This window comes from Microcoleus sp. BM001215392 (genome assembly GCF_036700185.1).
In the GTDB taxonomy this organism is placed as follows: Bacteria; Cyanobacteriota; Cyanobacteriia; order Cyanobacteriales; family Microcoleaceae; genus Microcoleus.
Window position 1 is genome coordinate 1 of the sequence record NZ_JAUBOJ010000098.1, and the last position, 19,015, is coordinate 19,015.

12 protein-coding genes are annotated in these 19,015 nt (G+C 46.6%); 9 read left to right on the forward strand and 3 right to left on the reverse strand.

Annotated features, from left to right (window positions below):
• The first annotated feature begins 137 nt into the window (after positions 1–137).
• Both QT974_RS13180 and QT974_RS13185 read left to right on the forward strand, forming a co-directional pair.
• The gene (locus QT974_RS13180) at positions 138–1,163 is read left to right on the forward strand and encodes a site-2 protease family protein (RefSeq protein WP_333468924.1); all 1,026 of its coding nucleotides are present in this window, start codon (positions 138–140) and stop codon (positions 1,161–1,163) included.
• Between the two features lie 66 nt (positions 1,164–1,229).
• Positions 1,230–1,907, forward strand: coding sequence for a PEP-CTERM sorting domain-containing protein (locus QT974_RS13185; RefSeq protein WP_333468925.1), 678 nt, complete (start codon positions 1,230–1,232; stop codon positions 1,905–1,907).
• 419 nt (positions 1,908–2,326) lie between these two features.
• Here the strand turns inward: QT974_RS13185 and QT974_RS13190 are convergent, their stop codons facing one another.
• The gene (locus QT974_RS13190; RefSeq protein WP_333468926.1) at positions 2,327–3,916 is read right to left on the reverse strand and encodes a glycoside hydrolase family 57 protein; all 1,590 of its coding nucleotides are present in this window, start codon (positions 3,914–3,916) and stop codon (positions 2,327–2,329) included.
• Between the two features lie 207 nt (positions 3,917–4,123).
• Between QT974_RS13190 and QT974_RS13195 the strand changes: the two genes are divergently transcribed.
• Positions 4,124–5,356 (forward strand): RNA-guided endonuclease InsQ/TnpB family protein, encoded by a 1,233-nt coding sequence (locus tag QT974_RS13195; protein ID WP_333468927.1) that lies wholly within the window; start codon positions 4,124–4,126, stop codon positions 5,354–5,356.
• Positions 5,357–5,384: 28 nt separating this feature from the next.
• On the opposite strand, the gene QT974_RS13200 is transcribed toward QT974_RS13195, so the two are convergent.
• Together QT974_RS13200 and QT974_RS13205 are read right to left on the reverse strand one after the other, a co-directional pair.
• The gene (locus QT974_RS13200; RefSeq protein ID WP_333468928.1) at positions 5,385–8,612 is read right to left on the reverse strand and encodes an EAL domain-containing protein; all 3,228 of its coding nucleotides are present in this window, start codon (positions 8,610–8,612) and stop codon (positions 5,385–5,387) included.
• Between the two features lie 233 nt (positions 8,613–8,845).
• Entirely contained in the window at positions 8,846–12,136 is a 3,291-nt protein-coding gene (locus QT974_RS13205) for a PAS domain-containing sensor histidine kinase (RefSeq protein ID WP_333468929.1), read from the reverse strand.
• A 183-nt stretch (positions 12,137–12,319) separates the two neighbouring features.
• Between QT974_RS13205 and QT974_RS13210 the strand changes: the two genes are divergently transcribed.
• The 6 genes from QT974_RS13210 (at position 12,320) to QT974_RS13235 (ending at position 18,743) form a co-directional block, all read left to right on the forward strand.
• Positions 12,320–12,493, forward strand: coding sequence for a hypothetical protein (locus QT974_RS13210; RefSeq protein ID WP_333468930.1), 174 nt, complete (start codon positions 12,320–12,322; stop codon positions 12,491–12,493).
• 257 nt (positions 12,494–12,750) lie between these two features.
• Entirely contained in the window at positions 12,751–14,253 is a 1,503-nt protein-coding gene (gatB, locus tag QT974_RS13215; RefSeq protein WP_333468931.1) for an Asp-tRNA(Asn)/Glu-tRNA(Gln) amidotransferase subunit GatB, read from the forward strand.
• Positions 14,254–14,890: 637 nt separating this feature from the next.
• Positions 14,891–16,057 carry a pentapeptide repeat-containing protein gene (locus QT974_RS13220; RefSeq protein WP_333468932.1) on the forward strand — a complete coding sequence of 389 codons (1,167 nt, stop codon included), beginning with the start codon at positions 14,891–14,893 and terminating at the stop codon, positions 16,055–16,057.
• Between the two features lie 38 nt (positions 16,058–16,095).
• Entirely contained in the window at positions 16,096–16,683 is a 588-nt protein-coding gene (locus QT974_RS13225; RefSeq protein WP_333468933.1) for a Uma2 family endonuclease, read from the forward strand.
• A 93-nt stretch (positions 16,684–16,776) separates the two neighbouring features.
• Entirely contained in the window at positions 16,777–17,418 is a 642-nt protein-coding gene (locus QT974_RS13230) for a Uma2 family endonuclease (protein WP_333468934.1), read from the forward strand.
• A gap of 143 nt (positions 17,419–17,561) precedes the next feature.
• A complete protein-coding gene (locus QT974_RS13235; protein ID WP_333468935.1) occupies positions 17,562–18,743 on the forward strand; it encodes a pentapeptide repeat-containing protein in 1,182 nt (393 codons plus the stop codon).
• Positions 18,744–19,015 lie beyond the last annotated feature (272 nt).

Sequence of the window (19,015 nt, forward strand, 5' to 3'; positions counted from 1 at the left end):
CGATCGATGGGGGACTTTGTGAACACTCTTGTCCCCCCCTTCTTAAGGGGGGCTAGGGGGGATCGAGTTTCGGCCTAAAAACGCGTAATTCCTATTCAATTAAATCGAAAATTTGCCATCCAAAGTTACAATTTACCATGAAACTCAAATCAGCGGTGCAGTGGATAGCTCATCCAGACGGTCATTGGATACTTCGCAATCCCGAAGACATGACTTTCATGGAAGTTGACGACTTTGACAAACAGGTAATCTTGCAACTAAGCAAACAACCCGTAACAAACACTATCGCTGAATACGACATCGATTTAGAAGATGTGCAAAATCTTTTGAGAAGCTTAGCACAAACGGGAATGCTAGAAGGCACAAAAGCCCCAAAAACCAAATTCAATCTCCTATCTTTCACAATTCCCCTAGTCAATCCTGATGTTTGGCTGTCGCAGCACATCGACAAATTGCGCTGGATTTGGACGTGGGAATTTGGCTTTTTTCTGTGCGCTTTCATCGCATCTTCCGCAGCAGCTTGGTTTGGTTCGTCGGCGGAAGTTGTTGTCTCGCACCAGCAGTTGTGGACAACGGGGAAAATTGAGACTATTGTCGCATTTGTCTTGCTGACAATCCTGGTAATATCTTTGCACGAACTCGGTCACGCTTTCACGCTCAAACATTACGGCGGCATTGTTAAAGAAATTGGATTGCTGTTTATGTGTTTCATCCCCGGATGTTATACAGATACTAGCGATCAATACAGTTTAGTCAAGCGAAAACAGCGGGTTTTAGTCGTGGCGGCGGGAGTTTTGATTCAATTGACAATTTGGGCGGTTGCTGTTTGGGTTTGGCTGTTTTCGCAGTCGAATTCTGTCTGTCATCAAATTAGTTATTTATTGATGGTGGCCGCTTTGCTGACAGTGGCAATTAATTTGAATCCCCTCAACCGATTCGATGGTTATTATTTGTTGGTTGCGGGAACAGGGATTAACAATCTGCGTCAAAAGTCGTTTGATTTTTATATGGATTTATTGCGGAGGGAGGAGATTGAGGCTGAACCAAGCGATAGATTGGTTTTGGCTGCTTATGCGCCTTTGAGTATCATTTATACTGTTTTGGCTTTGAGTTACTTAATGTTCTTGTTGGGAAACTGGGTTTTGCGGGTTAGGAGTTTTTAACCGCAGATTAACGCGGATTAACGCGGATGAAATGCTGTTTTATTTTTTAGTTAGGGGTCTACTGATATGAATGTTTGTCAGAAATTGGGAATTGTTGGCGGAAGTTTAAGTTTTGCGGTTGTCAGTCAATGTTTTTCCGTAGAAGCTGCTACTCTGAGTCAAACTTATACTGTGAATCTGGATTCGCAGCCGTTAAATAGCAGTACGAATGTGGTTTTGCCGAAGTTTAATTCGCTGTTGGGTACTCTGTTGAAGGCTTATGTTACGGTTAAGTCTACTGTTAATAATAGTGTCAGCATTACTCCTTTGACTGGAGATTTTACGGGGACGGCGGCGACTAATGCTAATATTTCTGTGAATATTCCGCTGTTGAAAACTGACCCGAATTTGACTTTGAGTGTTTTGGCTAGTCCGCCGGAAACGAAGATTGCTAGCGGTGGTACGGTTCGTGTTAGCGGTTCCGGTTCTGGTAGCGTGTCGAAAAGTTATGATTTGCCGCAGTTTTTGAGTGCTTTAACTGGCTGCGATGGCGATACTTTTACTGCTGGTTTGGCGACAACGGGTTTAACTCAAATTCTGGGGAGTTCTGCTAGAGGTAGTTTTGGCGGTAAGGTGTCGGCGGATATTGCTGCTAGTGTAACTTATGAGTATGAATCTGTGCCGGAACCGATGACGGTGGCTGGTACGTTTGTGGCGGCGGGAATGGGTTTGTTGTGGAAGAAAAGACGCACAAAAAAGATGTAATTTGGTTTGTAGTGAGGAATGCGAGTCCTTTCTATGCTGGTGGATAAGGACTCGCATTCCGATCGCACGAACGACAAAAAAGATGTAATTGGGTTTGTAGAAGCCGTAGGGTGCGGATACATCGAAAATTATCAATAAAAATTGACAATTTCACAGATACGCACCTGAAAAATAGTTGATAAAACAGGATTTGTTTTTGTAGCAATAATTGAGATCAATGATATTAGTTGAACCACCCCTGACCTGGTGCGTAGCTACTATATGGTTCGATTTGCCATATTGTTGAGGGCGACACACCCTAGGACATTTACTGGTGGATAAGGACTCGCATTCCGAACGATCGAACGGGTGAATCAGGACTCAATAAAAAAACCCGCGCTGGCGGGTTTTTTTATGTGAAAAATAGCCTCTAAATAGACTTAGAGCGATCGATAAACGCGATAATTTATCTCAGGGAAGATGTTGTCAATCTCCTGAACCTTGTCCAACCAGCCGGAATCGACTTTGCCTTCTTTTACTTCATCGTACAGCTTGTGGAAGCGCATTAAGTGCGATCGAGTCCGCCGCACCGCATAGGGCACCATCGTCCCCGTACGCATGATAAACGCCCAGTCAGAAGATTGAGCTAGCAGCACTTCCCGCGCAGCTTGGTTCAAAGCCCGCAACTGCAACTCATCCTCTGCTTCCATATTTCCCAACTCAATCATTCGTTCCGCTGCTTTATGCAAATGCGGATAAATCCAAGCATTGGTATCATTCAACCAATACTCGTGGAAACCCCGGAAACCCCAGCTAGACTGGGACGGACGGCACACTTGCTGAGTCGGATTTCCGCGCAAGTAATCGGCTAAATGTGTCATCTCGTAGGTGTTTTGATCGAACCAACTCTTGCGGAATAAGTAATCTAAGAACCAAGGCCCTTCGTACCACCAATGACCGAAAAGTTCGGCGTCGTAGGGGGAAACAATAATCGGCGGGCGCTGCATAATCCCGTTCAGGTGTTCGACTTGGCGTTCCCGGTTGAAGGCGAAGTTGCTGGCGTGTTCGGCGGCTTTTTCCCGCGCCCAGTAGGGATCGTATAGCTGTTTGTCGCCTAAACCCAATCCCCGGCCGGTGATTTTATGGTACTTAATCCCGGTGTTTTTGCGTTGGCCGTTGGGCATGATGTAGGGTTTGATGTAGTCGTATTCGGCTTCCCAACCTAAATCTTTGTAGAATTCGCGGTATTCGGAGGCGCCCGGATAGCCGACTTCCGATGACCAAACTTGCTGGGATGATTCGTGATCCCGGCCGAATGCTGCTACTCCGCATTCAGTGAAAATTGGGGCGTAGCTACCGTAGCGCGGGCGCGGGCGGGCGTAGAGGATGCCGTGACCGTCTGTGAGAAAGTAGCGGAGGCCTGCGTCGGCTAACATCCTCTCTAAGCCTTCGTAGTAGGCGCATTCGGGCAGCCAAATGCCTTTTGGTCGGCGGCCGAAGTTTTGTTCGTAGCTTTCGCAGGCTACTTGTATTTGCGCCCAAACTGCTTCGGGGTACATTTTCATCAGCGGTAGGTAGCCGTGGGTGGCGCCGCAGGTGATGATTTCGAGGTTGTTGCTGTCTTGGAATTGTTTGAAGGCTTTTACTAAGTCTCTATCGAACTTTTCCCAATAATTACGAACTTGAGAGAAGTGGGCGGCGTAGTGTTCGCCTAAGTAGCGGAGGTGACCGTTGCCACTGTTGTGTTCGATTTCGAGATCCGCTAGTTCTTCTAGTTTGGCTAAGTGGTCGTCGAAACGGTCTTGCAGCAATGGGTCGCGCAGCATTGCCACCAATGGCGGTGTCATGCTCATGGTAATCTTAAAGTCGATGCCGTCGCGTTTAAGCCCTTCAAAGACTTGCAGCAGGGGAATGTAGGTTTCGGCGATCGCCTCAAACAGCCATTCTTCTTCTAAAACGTAGTCGCTTTCGGGGTGGCGGACAAAGGGCAGGTGGGCGTGGAGAACGAGGGCGAGGTAGCCAATAGCCATAATGATTTGGATGACGCCAGTGGTTAGGGACAGCTTTAAAATATTTTAAGATTTTATCAAGAAAACGGGTTTAAAACCCCGTCCTTCTAGGACGGCTTTCTCTTCAAGCCTACGGTTAAAGCATGGTTCTTTGTAAAGATTTGCAACACAAGCCGCGATATTAGTCTACCACTGGTAGCATAAAAAAATCGTGATGAGGTCGAAGTCATGCTAATTTTTGAGTTCAAAACTTACGCTAAACGAGAACAATTTAATGCTGTCGATGCAGCAATAAAGACTGTACAATTCATCCGCAACAAAGCAATTCGCTTTTGGATGGATAACGAAAAAGTCAACAAGTTTGACCTCAACAAGTATAGTGCTATTTTAGCGAAAGAGTTTCCGTTTTGCGACGAATTAAATAGCATGGCCAGACAGTCCAGTGCAGAAAGAGCATGGTCTGCGATCTCGCGGTTTTACGATAACTGCAAAAAGAAGACTCCCGGTCAAAAAGGTTTTCCGCAGTTCCAAAAAGACAACCGTTCCGTTGAATACAAGACCTCGGGATGGAAACTAGCATCAGACAGAAAGTCAATCACTTTCACTGATAAGAAAGGAATTGGAAAACTGAAACTAAAAGGGACACGCGATTTGCATTTTTACTCGTTGACTCAAATTAAACGAGTCAGATTGGTTAAACGTGCAGACGGGTATTACGCTCAATTTTGTATTCAAGTTGACCGCTCAGAAGTGAGTGAAATCACTGGGAATACTATTGGATTAGATGTCGGACTGCAAGAGTTCTACACTGATTCTAGTGGCGTTACCGTCGAGAATCCACGATTTATGGGCAAGGGAGAGCGTAGGTTAAAGAAAGCCCAAAGACAAGTATCAAAACGAGTCAAAGGGTCGAAGAATCGGATCAAAGCTAGAGCGATTCTGGGTAAGCGCCATCTCAAGATAAGTAGGCAACGTAAAGATTTTGCGATTAAATTAGCAAGATGCGTAATCCAGTCAAACGACTGTGTAGCCTACGAAGATTTGAGAATCAAGAATATGGTGAAGAATCACTGTTTGGCGAAATGTATTAACGATGTTTCGTGGTATATGTTCCGAGTTTGGTTAGAATATTTTGGCAAAGTATTCGGAAGAATAACGATTGCCGTTCCACCAAACGGAACAAGCCAAGAATGCTTTAGTTGCGGAACGATTGTCAAGAAAAGTCTATCAACACGAACCCATGTTTGTAGGTGTGGGTGTGTCTTAGACCGCGACCACAATGCAGCTAGAAATATCCTCAGGAAAGGATTGAGTACGGTAGGGCATACCGGAACTTGGGGTAATACCCATAACGCTTGTGGAGAATTGACCGCTACTGATTTAGAAGTAATTCTCGATCGGCAAGTCAATTCGCTGAAACAAGAATCCTCGTGTATGAAAGACACAGGAGTGTCAAGCTGAAATGAGACGCACAAAGTGCCGTGTTTTTTTAACTGCTTTTCTCTAACACACTAAATGCGAGCAAATTCTGATTTTCTGCTTGGTGTCGGATCAGGTCTGCTGCTGTTTGAGAGTCTACTGGCTTTGAGAAAAAGAAGCCCTGGGCGAACTCGCATTTTAATCCTTTGAGTATCGATAGTTGCGAGGCTTCTTCGACTCCTTCTGCTACTACATCCATTCCTAAATTGTGGGATAAAGTCACGATCGATCGCACAATTTCTGTGGGGTCGATGCCTCCTTTGCCGAGGTCGAAGTCGCCGCCCATCCTGCTGACAAAAGAGCGGTCTATTTTTAAGGTATTGGTGGGGAAGCGGTGCAGGTAGGAGAGGGATGAATAACCGGTGCCGAAGTCGTCGATGCACAGGTGGATGTTTCGGGCTCTAAGCTGCACTAGCATTGCTGTTACTGAGTCGGAATTTTCGATGAGTACGCTTTCGGTAATTTCTAGTTTTAAACTGCTACCGTCGAGGTGAGTTTCTTCGAGAACTCGATCGATGTATTCGATTAAATCTGGCTGAGAAAACTGTTTGACTGAAAGGTTGACGCTGACGCTTAAAGGTGGCTTGTTTTGAAATAGCTGCTGCCACTGGCGGATTTGGTGGCAAGCTGTACGCAGTACCCAGCGACCCAGCGGTACGATCAAGCCGGTTTCTTCGGCGATGGGAATAAATTCGTTGGGGGAAACTAAGCCGCGTTCTGGATGCTGCCAGCGCACTAGGGCTTCAAAACCAATAATTGCGGTGTTGGCGATGCTGACGATCGGCTGGTAGTGAATGATAAACTGGGGATCTGCGGATAAGGGAGGTAAGCTCGATCGCCCTGATGGGATAGATTTGGGGGATGGCAGAGAGTCTTCTTCTGTGGCGGGGTCTTTAATTGATTCGATCGCCCGCCGCAGGTCGTTTTCTAGCTGCAACAGCTTCAAAGCGTGGGCGTGCATGGAACTGTTAAAAACTTCGTGTCGGGCTCGGCCAAGTTCTTTGGCGCGGTACATGGCGGTGTCGGCGTCGCGCAGCAGGTTGGTCGGTTCTTCGTATTCGCCAGAACTCAAAGCAATGCCGATGCTGGCGGTGATAAATACTTCGTGTCCGTCTAGCAGGATGGGGGAGGTAATTTTCTTTTGCAGGCGGTTGACAATGTTGGTAGCTTCATTTACGCCGTCGATGTCTTCTAGCAACAGTACGAACTCGTCTCCTCCGAGGCGGGCGACTGTATCTCCAGCCCTGAGACAAGTTTCCAGACGCCGTGCGATCGCAACTAGCAGTTGATCGCCGATCGCGTGGCCGAGAGAATCGTTGACTACTTTAAATCGATCTAAATCGAGAAACAGCACGGCAAACAAGTAGTCTTTGCGCCGTTTTGCCAGCTTCAAAGCGTGTTCGAGCCGATCGGTAAACAGTGCTCGGTTGGGCAATCCGGTAAGGGCGTCATGAAAAGCGTCGTGCAGCAGTTGTTCCTCGGCGAGTTTGCGCTGGGTGATGTCGTGGCAGTTGATCACAATGCCTTTGACAGCCGGATCGTGCAGCAAGTTGGTGGCTACAGCTTCTACATAACACCAAGAACCGTTGCGGTGGCGGACTCGGTACTCTAGTGGTAACTGGCTTCTTTTGGGGTTTTCAATGGCTTTGTGGAGGGTTTGGGCGATCGTGGCGCAGTCGTCGGGGTGAACTGTCCCTAGGGCGCTGCGCCCGATCGCGTGGTGGGGCGAGTAGCCTAAAATTCGCTTCACCGAAGGGCTGATGTAGCGGAAGATGCCTTGAGCGTCGAGAATGATCGTGATGTCTGTGGCGTTTTCAATCAGCGATCGAAATCGCTGTTCCCTTTGTCTGAGGGCTGATTCTGCCTGTTTGCGTCCGCTGATGTCGAGAGCTACTCCGTCTACAATTATGTCGCCGTTTTCGTTTTTGGAAAATCTGGCGCTGTCTTGCACCCACTTGACTTCGCCGGAATTCAACACGATCCGGTACTGGCGATCGCAGGGCAACAGACTGGCACTCGATGCTGCTACGCTGCTGTCATAGGAGCTTTTGTCCTCTGGATGGATGATTTCGGTCAACAGTTGGGGGCGCGCCATCACTTCTTCTGGTGCGATCCCTGTAACTTCGCGCACACCCGGACTGATGTAGGGCATGGATGTGGTGCCGTCTGGATGCAGCACGGCGCGGTAGACTGAGCCGGGAATGTTGGCTGCCATTGTCGCTAGCTGCTGCTGAATGCCAAGGACTGCTGCTTCGGCGCGTTTGCGTTCTGCTAGTTCGGTTTGGGCTTGTTGGTAAAGTTCGGCTTGGTGGATCGCGATCGCACATTGATCTGCGATCGCTTTCACCAGTGACTGTTCTTCGCTGCTCCAAGAGCGGACGCGATCGCACTGATAGAGGGCAATTCCTCCCAAAAATGACTGCTGGTAAAGTAGCGGCGCGATCGCCACGGCGCGAAACCCTATCAACTTTGCTGATGTTTGTAGTTCCTCGCACAGGCTTGATAACTCGTCCAAGGCTAGGGTTTCTCCTGCTGCGAGGGAGCAGCGGTAGTGTTGTGCCAATTCGCAATTTAAGCCGACGAGTTGTTGTTTGTCTGCTGATGAGCTGATGTAGCGAACTATGATGTTACCTTCAGCATCTGGCTGCAAGATTGCGCAGCCGCTGATTTCGAGAGCTTCGTGCAGTTGGTCTGCGGTGGTTTGCAGCACTTCATCGAGTACCAGGGTGAAGCGCATGGCTTGGACGATGCGGTTGACGATCGCCTCACGAGTTGCTTGGCGCTGAATTTGGGCGATCGCGAATTGTTGCTGGCGGCGCATTTTGTATTCTTGGAGCGATCGTTCTAAGACTGTCGGCAACCTAAACAGCCGCCCTTTTAATACGTAATCGGTCATTCCCGCTTTGATGCACTCAACTGCCGCTTCTTCTCCCAAACTTCCCGTTACTAAAATAAATGGTATGTCTTGCCCTAATTCCTGCATTAATTTCAACACTTCTAAACCGTTGAAGCCCGGGAGCCGATAATCTGACAGCACAGCATCGTACTGGCTATTTTCCAACATTTTTCTGCATTCTGTTGCTGTTTCGGCAGTATCGAACTTAAAATTTACTCCCCCGGCTTCTAAGGCGAGCACTATTAATTCCATATCTTCTGCCATGTCTTCGACAATCAACAATTTTAATGTTGATTCTGCTACCATTTTCATTAAATAGTTTGTCTGTTCGCGATCTAGCATACGGAATTTTGGAGTTTTTGATTGGTTCGTGTTGCTAAATTTCATTCTTTTTGATTAACTTCTTCGAGCGGTATTCTGGATATTTATATTTTTATACTGAGATTATCGTTCTAATTTCAAGAAATTTATTTCACAACTGACACCGATGGCTGCCCAAACTGACTGTGACTTATTTAACTGTATAATAGTTTTAAATTATGAATTTAAAACTATTATACTGGTAACTTACGAATTTAGATTACCTTCTGAGAATATTTGCCTAGTTTAAAGTAAAATGTTGCTCCTTGACCAGGTGCGCCGATCGCCCAAATCGTGCCGCCGTGGCGGTGAATAATCCGCCCGACGATCGCCAAACCGATGCCCGTACCTTCAAATTCTCTCTGGGAGTGCAGCCTCACAAATGCTCCAAACAGCCGATCGGCATATTCCATCTCAAAACCCACGCCATTATCCTTGACAAAAATCGTTCCATCAGGTAAGGAATCAATAACTATGGTAGCGGGATGGCGATCGCGACTGAACTTGACGGCGTTGCTAATCAAGTTGCTGAACACCTGTTGCAGCAAAGTTGGATCTCCCGTCACCACGGGCAAATCTCCGACGGCAAATTCTACACTGTCGGGAGTTTGGGCTTTTTCTGTGCCAGTTCCGGGTTTAGTCAATTTAATCGCAGTTTGCACCAAACGATTGAGATCGATCGGAATTTGCATCAACTCGGTGCGGCCGACGCGAGAAAGAGCCAGCAAACCGTCAATCAACAAGCTCATTTTTTGGCTGCTGTCATCAATCACTTGCATATAATGAACAATTTTAGGATCGCTGACAGCATCACTTGATTCTAACCGCTGTTTCAAAGCATTAACAAAACCTGAAATATGACGCAAAGGAGCGCGGAGGTCGTGGGAAACAGAATAGCAAAAAGATTCTAATTCTTGATTGGCAGCCTCTAATTGCTCCGTGCGTTGCGACAAAGCTTGTTTTGTCTCAACCAACTCAGTGATATCGCGAGAAGTGCCAATTAAAGCATAAACCTCGCCATCGAGATTTCTCAAAGGAATTTTAAAAGTATCGAAATACATAGTTTTGCCATCGAACAAAACATATTTTTCCTGCAAGTGTAGAGTTTCGCCTGATTCCAATACCAGCAAGTTTTCCTGCACAAATTTTGTGGCGAGTTCAGTCGAAAAACATTCGAGCACAGTTTTACCCTGCATTTCTTTTGTGCTGTTAAAACCTGCCATTGTTGCCAAAGGTTTATTGACAAAAGCCTGCCGCATATTTTCGCGTTCGACTACAAAAATGCGATCGGGCAAAGCATCAAAAAAAGTCTCTAGTTCTGCGGTACGCTGGGCGACTTGAGCTTCTAAAGTTTCATTGAGCTGTTTGAGTTCTGCTTCGGTGCGCTTGCGATCGCTAATATCTTGACCGATCCCAATCAACCTGCCATCGGAAAGGCGGACGTTTGCCCAAGTAGTGTCGAGAATTCGCCCGTCTCTAACTTTAATTTTGAAGTCTCCCCACTTCTGAGTTGCTGCTTGAACAAAATCTAAAACCTGTTGGCGGTATTCCGGCTGCGGATAAAACTCGGCTAACATATCGTGATTTTTGCTCTCAGCAAAAGTCCAGCCGAGCACTTCTTCCCAGTGGCGGTTTACCCAGGTTAATTCACCCTGGGAATTTAAAAATACCAACATGACTGGGACGTTATTGAAGATTGTTTGCAGCACTTCGTTTTGCTGTTTTAAGGATTCTTCGGCTTGTTTGCGTTGCGTACCTGCCGCCACGGCATCGCTGATGTCGAGTACCGAACCGATGATTTGCTTGATTTGTCCCTGTGGGGTGCTTTTAAAAATTGTAGCTCGATCGTGCACCCAGCGCCATTCGCCGTTTTTGTGTTTGATCCTGTAGTCGATTTCATTTATGGCGTGGGGATTGGTGCTGTTAGTCAGTCGCTGCATACCCGCAATTACTTTGGGCAGATCCTCGGGGTGAACTAAGATAGAGACAGCTTCTGTACCCAACTCTTGCAATTCTTCGGGACTGTAGCCCAGTATGGCTGTGACGGCTGCATTTGCATAGATATTTTGCTGTGCTTCTGTGTCGTAGATGTAGAGAAAATTGGGGATAGTTTTAATGATGCTTTCTAAAAGTTCTTGATGTTTTTGTAGTTCTAGTTTGGCTTGTTTGCGAGCGGTCAAGTCAAGCACAAAACTTACCCCTACTTCCTGCGACCCTTCTAAGAATGCGGCGCCTAGCAGCACTGGAACGCGGCTGCCGTCCGAGCAAATATATTCTTTCTCATAGGGTGTACCTCTGCTGGTAGCTGCTAGTTCTACAAGTATTTCTTGGTCGAAGTTGCTGTATTCGGGCGGTGTCATTTTTTTCCAGCTAAGTTTTCCTAATTTCAGGTCTTCTTGGCTATATTTTACGGTGTTTAAAAAGGCATCATTAGCTTCTACAATATTCCCGTCAGTGTGCCAAAAAGCTATGCCGATGATGTTAGAATCGACGACGCGCCTAAATTTAGCCTCGCTTTGGCGCAACTGAGCTTCGATTTGTTTGATTTCTGTAATGTCGCGGGTGATCCCTAAAACTGTTTCTACTGAATTGTCTTGAGCAAATTCTGGAATTACTCGACTTTGATAGTATTTGGTCCCGTCGGAAGTGGCAAAGTCAAATTCGATGGTTTCTTGTTTGCCGGTGCGAAAAACTTTGACACAAGCTTCGTCCCACAGGTGGCAATTCTGGGGGGACATTCCTAATTCTCTGTTGCTTTTGCCGATAAATTCTGAGGGGGGTTTTCCGGTAACAGGTTCGACTGCTTGGTTGACGTAAAGGTGGCGCAGTTCTCGATCGAACCGCGCGATGATATCGGTAGCATTTTGAGCGATCGCACTGAAGGCTTGTTCGCGCTGCTGCAATTCTTGTTGAGTGCGGTGGTGTTCGGTGATGTCTTTCACAAAAGAAAGAATTGAAACTACTTTTCCCGCTGCATCCATGAGTGCAGAATTGTACCATTCGCAGTAAATTACCGAGCCATCTTTGGTATAGTTGCGATTGCGGCAAACGTTGCGAGGTTCTTTGTTCTGTAAAAGTTGATTGGTGACGGCGCACACTTGCTCGAAATCTTCACGATAAACTATTGACCATTCGTGCCAATATTTGCCGATGACTTCTGCTGGACTCCAGCCAAATATTTCTTGGGCAATGGGCGACCACCGGACTACCCGAAATTCGCTATCCCACTCTATAACTGCCATGGGCGAGTTTTTTAAATGAAATTCCCGCCGTTCTTGGGCTTGTTTGATTTTGGTTTGCATTTGCTGGCGCAGTTCCTTGACCCCGGCAAATTGCTGGCTGATTTCCTGTCCGTTTGCTGCCCCGACTTTGACTATTTGAGCAATAGTTTCTGCTGTTTGTTTTTCCAGTTCGTTCCAAGCAAGTTCGAGGGCTGATTCTGCCTGCTCTAGGTCAGTGATACTGTTGAAAAACAGTGGGGCACTTTCTACAGGAATTTCTGGCATATTTTTGAGATTTAGGCAAGTGTTATTTTGAGAAACTTGAATTTAATTTTAAAATTTTAAATATGTAATTTACTGTTAAATTATACATTTAAAATTTTGAATTGGTGCGCGGCGCGATCGCGAAATCGGCGGCGGCGCTATTAAACACGGCAGGGCTGACGGCTTGAGGGTGCAGAGCGGCAATTGCGGTCGATCGCCCCAAAAACTCTCCTCACCCAAGTGCGGGCGCTGCACTCAGTATATTTTGGCACAGGCTTGTTGCGGGCGATCGACAGAATGCTCAAAGCCCCGATCGGGCGTCGGGCGATCGGGCCTCAAGTGACGAGGGTGGCTAAGCAGCAACCGGCAACCGGGTGAATGATGCGGCGCAAGTTGAGGCAATTGCGGGCAGAACCCCGGGCGCCCCCTGAAAAAACGGCAAGAGCGTCAAAGTAAGTCTTTTTAAGGAGGATGCGAGGGAGAGCGAGAGTAGGGTACGAGCGAGATTTCTGAGGGGTTTGAGTCTGATTGACACGCCTTGAAACCGTTCCTACCCGACAAATAATCTCAAGTCGCTTTCGTCAATAAACAGCTAAAATATAATGTAAAGTTATTCAGTTCTTTATAGGTCGCTTATGACTGCTGCTGCATCCTCTTCGATAACAAACCAAACTCAGTACGAAGCTGTTATCGGTCTCGAAACTCACTGTCAATTGAGCACGAATACTAAAATTTTCTCCAGTTCTTCTACAGAATTTGGCAATGCTCCAAATACTAACATTGACCCAATTTGTATGGGAATGCCTGGAGTATTGCCGGTATTAAATCAGAAAGTGCTGGAGTATGCAGTGAAAGCAGGGCTGGCTCTCAACTGCTCGATCGCACCTTACAGTAAGTTTGACCGCAAGCAATATTTCTATCCGGATTTGCCGAAAAATTATCAAATTTCTCAGTACGATTTGCCGATCGCCATTAACGGTTCGATAGAAATTGAAATGGTAGACGAAACGGGCAATTCTACTCGAAAAAAAATCGGAATCACTCGCTTGCACATGGAGGAAGATGCAGGCAAATTGGTTCACGGCGGCAGCGAAAGGCTGAGCGGTTCTACTTATTCAATGGTGGATTACAACCGCGCCGGCGTGCCTTTGATCGAAATTGTTTCGGAACCGGATTTGCGATCGGGTGCCGAAGCGGCCGAATACGGTCAAGAAATACGCCGGATCGTCCGCTACATCGGTGTTGGTGACGGGAATATGCAGGAAGGTTCCCTGCGCTGCGACGTGAATATTTCGGTGCGCCCTGTTGGTCGAAAAGAGTTCGGCACTAAGGTGGAAATTAAAAATATGAACTCTTTTAATGCGATCGAACGGGCGATCGATTACGAGATCGAGCGCCAAATTAAAGCGATCGAAAGTGGCGAAGTCATCCTCCAAGAAACGCGACTTTGGGATGAAAATAAACAGTGTACTTTCAGTATGCGACTCAAGGAAGGTGCCAGCGATTACCGCTATTTCCCGGAACCGGATTTGCCTCCGATCGAAGTTTCAACCGAGCAATTGCACGATTGGAAAGCTCAACTCCCGGAATTGCCAGCATCCAAGCGCTATCGCTACGAAACTGAACTAAGTCTTTCTCCCTACGACGCGCGGGTGCTGACTGACGACAAAGCCGTGGCTGAGTATTTTGAACAGTCGATCGCCGCCGGTGCTGTTGCTAAGCAAGCTGCTAATTGGGTGATGGGCGATATCACTGCTTATCTCAAAAATGAGAAACTGGCGATCGCACAAATTCCTTTCCAACCCCAGGATTTAGCCGAACTGCTGGCGCTAATTGATGCTGGCACGATCAGCGGCAAAATCGCTAAGGATATTTTGCCGGAGTTGCTCGCCAACGGCGGTTCGCCTCAGAAGTTGGTTGAAAGCAAGGGTTTGATTCAAATTTCGGATACAGGGGCGATCGATCGGGCCATTGATGCCGTGCTCGCCGCCAATCCCAAGGAGCTCGAACAGTATCGGGCCGGCAAAACAAAGCTGCTGGGTTTCTTTGTCGGTAAGGTGATGAAGGAAACGGGCGGCCGCGCCGATCCCAAATTGACCAATGAATTGCTAGCAGCCAAGCTTAACAGCCCAGACTGACCATCCGCTAAGGGTATCGTGTAGCGGATCGAGCGGCGGGCGATCGGTTTATGCTGATTGGGCGGTTTTTGCTGCACGATATCTTTATAATTAAATATACATTTCTTTACAGAATCTTTACGATTGGGGGTTTCACCCCTCATACTAATCGTGTTATATTCTGTTATGTAGATGCACCCTGATGGCAGAGAGAGTTACTGAAGTAACTCTCTCTTTTTTTTGTCTTTTTTTTTGGCGCACCGACCCATCAATACGGGTGAATGGTTTCTGGCTGACACAATGCCGTATTATGGAACCGCCAAGAGGCTAGCCACAGTTCGAGGTAATCTTCCGGGCTGAATGTTGAAACTGTTGCACCAGATCCCGTTTTTTCTCAAAATTCAACCTGAGTTGTGTTACCCATCCATACATTCCTGCTATCTTGTGTTGTGCAGGTGCACCCTGATGGCAGGGAAAGTTACCTCAGTATTTCTTTCTATTTTTTGTATTTATTTTCGTTTGCGTACGTGTAAATACGGAGTTACTACAGACGCAGGAAGGCAGAATTGGCACCATTGGTAGCATTCGATTCCCGAGTACCAATTACGGCTTTAATTCGATTAATATCAACTTCAGTTATCAAAATAATTTTGACAGTATGAGCGAACAAGCTAGCGATCTAATCAAGCAGGGGATTGGGGAATATCAGGCACATCAATTTGAGGCGGCGCTGGATTCTTGGCAGAAAGCGCTGATCCTGTATCAAGAAGTTGATGATAAACGCCGATCGGGTGCGGCGTTGGGTAACATGGGCGTGGCTTACGAAGGGCTCTTGAATTACGATCGCGCGATCGACTGTTACCAGCAACATTTGGCCTTAGCGCGGGAAATTGGCGATCGCCGGGGCGAGGCGAATGCTTTGGGAAATATGGGCAATGCTTGCTGTGCTCGCTCAGATTTTTCAGGTGCTATGGATTACCAGCAGCAGCGTTTGGCGATCGTGCGCGAGACGGGCGACACTCGCTCTGAATTGGAGGCTTTGGGCAATTTGGCCTTTGCTTGCGATGCTAATGGCAATTTACCCGGTGCGATCGAGTGTTATCAGCAGCAATTGTCGATCGCGCGCGCCCACAACGACGATCGCACCGAGCGCAGCGCTCTCAAGAGTTTGAAGCTTGCTTACAAGTATTTAGCAGATTACGAGAAAGCCGACGAGTACCGCCAGCAGCAATTGGCGATCGTGCGGCAACTGTTTTTAACCGATAAACACGATGATTTTATGCAGCTTGCAGAAACAGTTGGTTTGAATCCCATAGAAGATTTTGCTGGAGCTGATTTAAGCAATTTTGACTTGAACTATGCTGATTTAAGCGGGGCAGATTTGCGCGAAACCAACCTCCAATGCGCCGATTTAACCTTGGCGGATCTCAGCGGTGCTTTGCTGAGTTCTGCTAATTTAATTGATGCTATTTTGTGCAATGCTAATTTGCGGGATGCTGAACTCAGCAGCGCCAATTTGAGCGGTGCCGATTTGCGAACCAAACTGCCGCGAGCCAATTTAACCGGCGCCAATTTAACTGGCGCCAATTTAAGCAGTGCTTATTTACCGAACGCAATTCTAGTCAATGCAAATTTAACAAATACTGATTTTAAGAATGCTGATTTGAGCGCTGTTGATTTGAGCGGCGCCTATTTAAACAAAACTGATTTGAGCCGCGCCGATTTAAAAAATGCGGTGGTGAAAAATGCGAGATTTGCGGGTTGTTTGGGGATTTCGGAAGCGGTCAAAGTCGAGTTGAGAACGCGGGGCGGAATTTTCGAGTAAAATGGGAATGTTGGCAATTGTAGAGGAGAATAAAAGCTATGACTTTCGCTACTGCAAAAAAATTCTCGATCGCCGAATATCACCGTTTGGCAGAACTGGGCTTTTTTGAGTCCGATAACCGATTTGAATTGATTCGCGGAGAAATTATCAAAATGGCTGCTAAAGGTAGGCTTGACTCGGTTTGTAACTCGCTGTTATTTGGAGAATTGTACGTGTTGATGGCAAGACGTGCTTGCGTGCGCGGTCAGGAACCGATTATTTTGTCTGATGATAGCGAACCTGAGCCTGATGTTGTGATTGCCCGCAATCGCTCTGACAATTATGTATCTTCTCACCCTCTAGCTGCTGATATTTTGTTGGTAATTGAGGTTTCCGATTCTACATTGAAGTACGATCGCAGAACTAAATTATCTCTCTACGCTGAATCGGGAATTGCTGATTATTGGATATTTGATTTGGTAGATATTCAACTAGAAATGCACAGCGAACCTTATCAAAAACAAAGAGGTGGTTTCGATTATCGACTCAAACGAGTGGTTTTGCCGAATGAGGTTGTGGTAATTCCAGGTTTTCCAGAGTTGTCTCTCGATTTATCTGCGGTATTTGGGCCGCAGATCGGTGCGTGAAGCCGCGAGATCGCCCTGGATTCATGGTACGATCCAAAAGTGCGATGGCGAAGCCCCGGCTTGCGCCTACGAACTCCTCAGCAAAATACCGCCATGACCGCTGAAAATCTCACCTCGCCAGACCAAAACATCAAGCTATCCGGTATCAGCGAGCAAACCTACGAAACCTTGCTCGCCGAATTCAGTAACCGGTCACTGCGCCTGAAATATAGTAGCGGCAATCTCGAAATTCTGGAACCTTCACCACAACACCAATTTTACCAAACAATCATCGCTAGATTTGTGGAAACCCTAGCTGAAGAATTGGGACTAAAAATTACAGCCGTCGGTTCCACAACTTTCAAGCGACCAGAGCTCAGCAGTGCCGAACCCTATCAATGTTTTTACATCCAAAATTTCTGTACAATTACAGGCAAAACAAGCATTGACACGAGTGAAAATCGGCCACCCGATTTAGTAGTGGAACTTGATATCACGAGTTTTTCGGAAAATAGCTTGCAAGTTTATGCCGATGTCGGCGTGCCGGAAGTTTGGATTTACAATGGAGAACGGCTGATTATCAATATACTAGAAAACTCAGCATACGTTTTGTGCGATCGCAGTTTAGTATTCCCCACTGTACATATTTTAGAAATAGTCGAGTTTTTGCAACAGGCGGAAACAATGGATTATTTAGAATTAGTCACAGCATTTCGGAATTGGGTAAAAAACCAAATACTACCAACAATCAATTAACTAAGGGCGAACGCGCACATCAAAAACGACTGAAAAAATCTCGCAATTATCACAAATAAAAAATGGCCAGTTTGTGATAAATTAGAAATAATCACCGATCAAAATCTCCATCACAGTCTGGCAGAGCCAGCAATTCTACCGATATGCGATCGCTAGAGTCTCACAACAAATACCCAGATTGCTTGTGGATGCAACTAGAAGCAATTCCAGTCCCATCCGTTGCAGCCCAAACCCAGCAGCTCGACATTCACTTGAGCCTCAATTTTAACGAGCATTGGGAACCGCTGCTCGGCGGCCGTGTCAAATTTGGTCTGCAAGGCGGGACGCTGAAGCTAAATCTGGAAAACTGCGAAATTCCTGTAGCATCGCGTCAATTAGTCGGTGATTTCATGCTGTCATCAATCGAAAGCAGTACAGAAGTTTTGTTGAGCGAAAGTCAGCGTGCAAATTCGGAAAAAATAGACGAAACAGACTGCACGTTGTGTCACGTTTCCACAGTTGGCGACGATACAAAGCCTGCTTGGATTTTTTCATTAAAACGAGGCAAGCCAGTATTAAAAGGTTTGCTCAAAAGTGCTAAGCTGGGAGAATTTGCCGCGAAACAATTGCGAATATCAGCGGTTTTTGAAGTTGCGAAAGAAGATATTTATCTTACAGATGCCGAAGGTTTGTGGCCGCACGATATCACGCCAAATCAACATTCGGTTTTGGAAAGAATCTTGACTGTATATTTGCAAGCAAATAAACTGCAACCAGCTCTGAGTTGGGCGCTTTTGTCTTACAATTTGCCTGCGGTGGAACCGCCCGAGGTGGAAATTGTCGCGCCAGCCGAAGCTCGATTGCAGGAAATGGTCGATCGCATTATAGCTGCTGAAACCGACGATTTTGCAGAACTGGCAAAAATAGCCAATCTCAATCCCGCACAGGATTTCGCAGGTGGTAGCTTGCGCGGGACGAGTTTAAGCGCAGTGGATTTTAGCAGCGCCAATCTCCCGGCGGCAAACTTCCGGGGTGCAAACTTAGACGATGCCGATTTCAGCGACGCCAACCTGCAAAATGCCAAATTTGGCGGTGCAGATTTGAGTGGCGCTTTCCTAGGAAATGCCGATTTGAGCGGCGCAGATTTGTACCGCGCCAGTCTGGCTTTAGCAAATCTTAGCGGTGCCGATTTGAGCGGCGCAAATCTGCTCGAAGTGAACCTAACAAATGCTAATTTCAGCGGTGCGAATGTGGAGTCAGCGAGGTTTGGGAATAACTCGGGACTGGCGGAGGATGTGAAGCTAAGTTTACAGCAGCGTGGAGCAATTTTTGAGGAGGATATATAGTAATTTTCCAGTTGTGAGATGCCAAAATTTAATAGTGCCATCCGGGCCGCTCAAACTGTGATTTTTTTGAATTTATAATTGATCTACCATTTAATAAATTTAATCTCGATCGGTCAGTAAATGCGTAATAAAATCATCTGAAGTCAGATAATTGTCTTATTTAATCTGAATTAAATAAGACGGAGAAATTACTACTTCCCGCAACTTATTGAGCGGATATAGCAAGTCTAAATGATTCACAAAATTTTATTAAATACAATAGTTGTGGATTA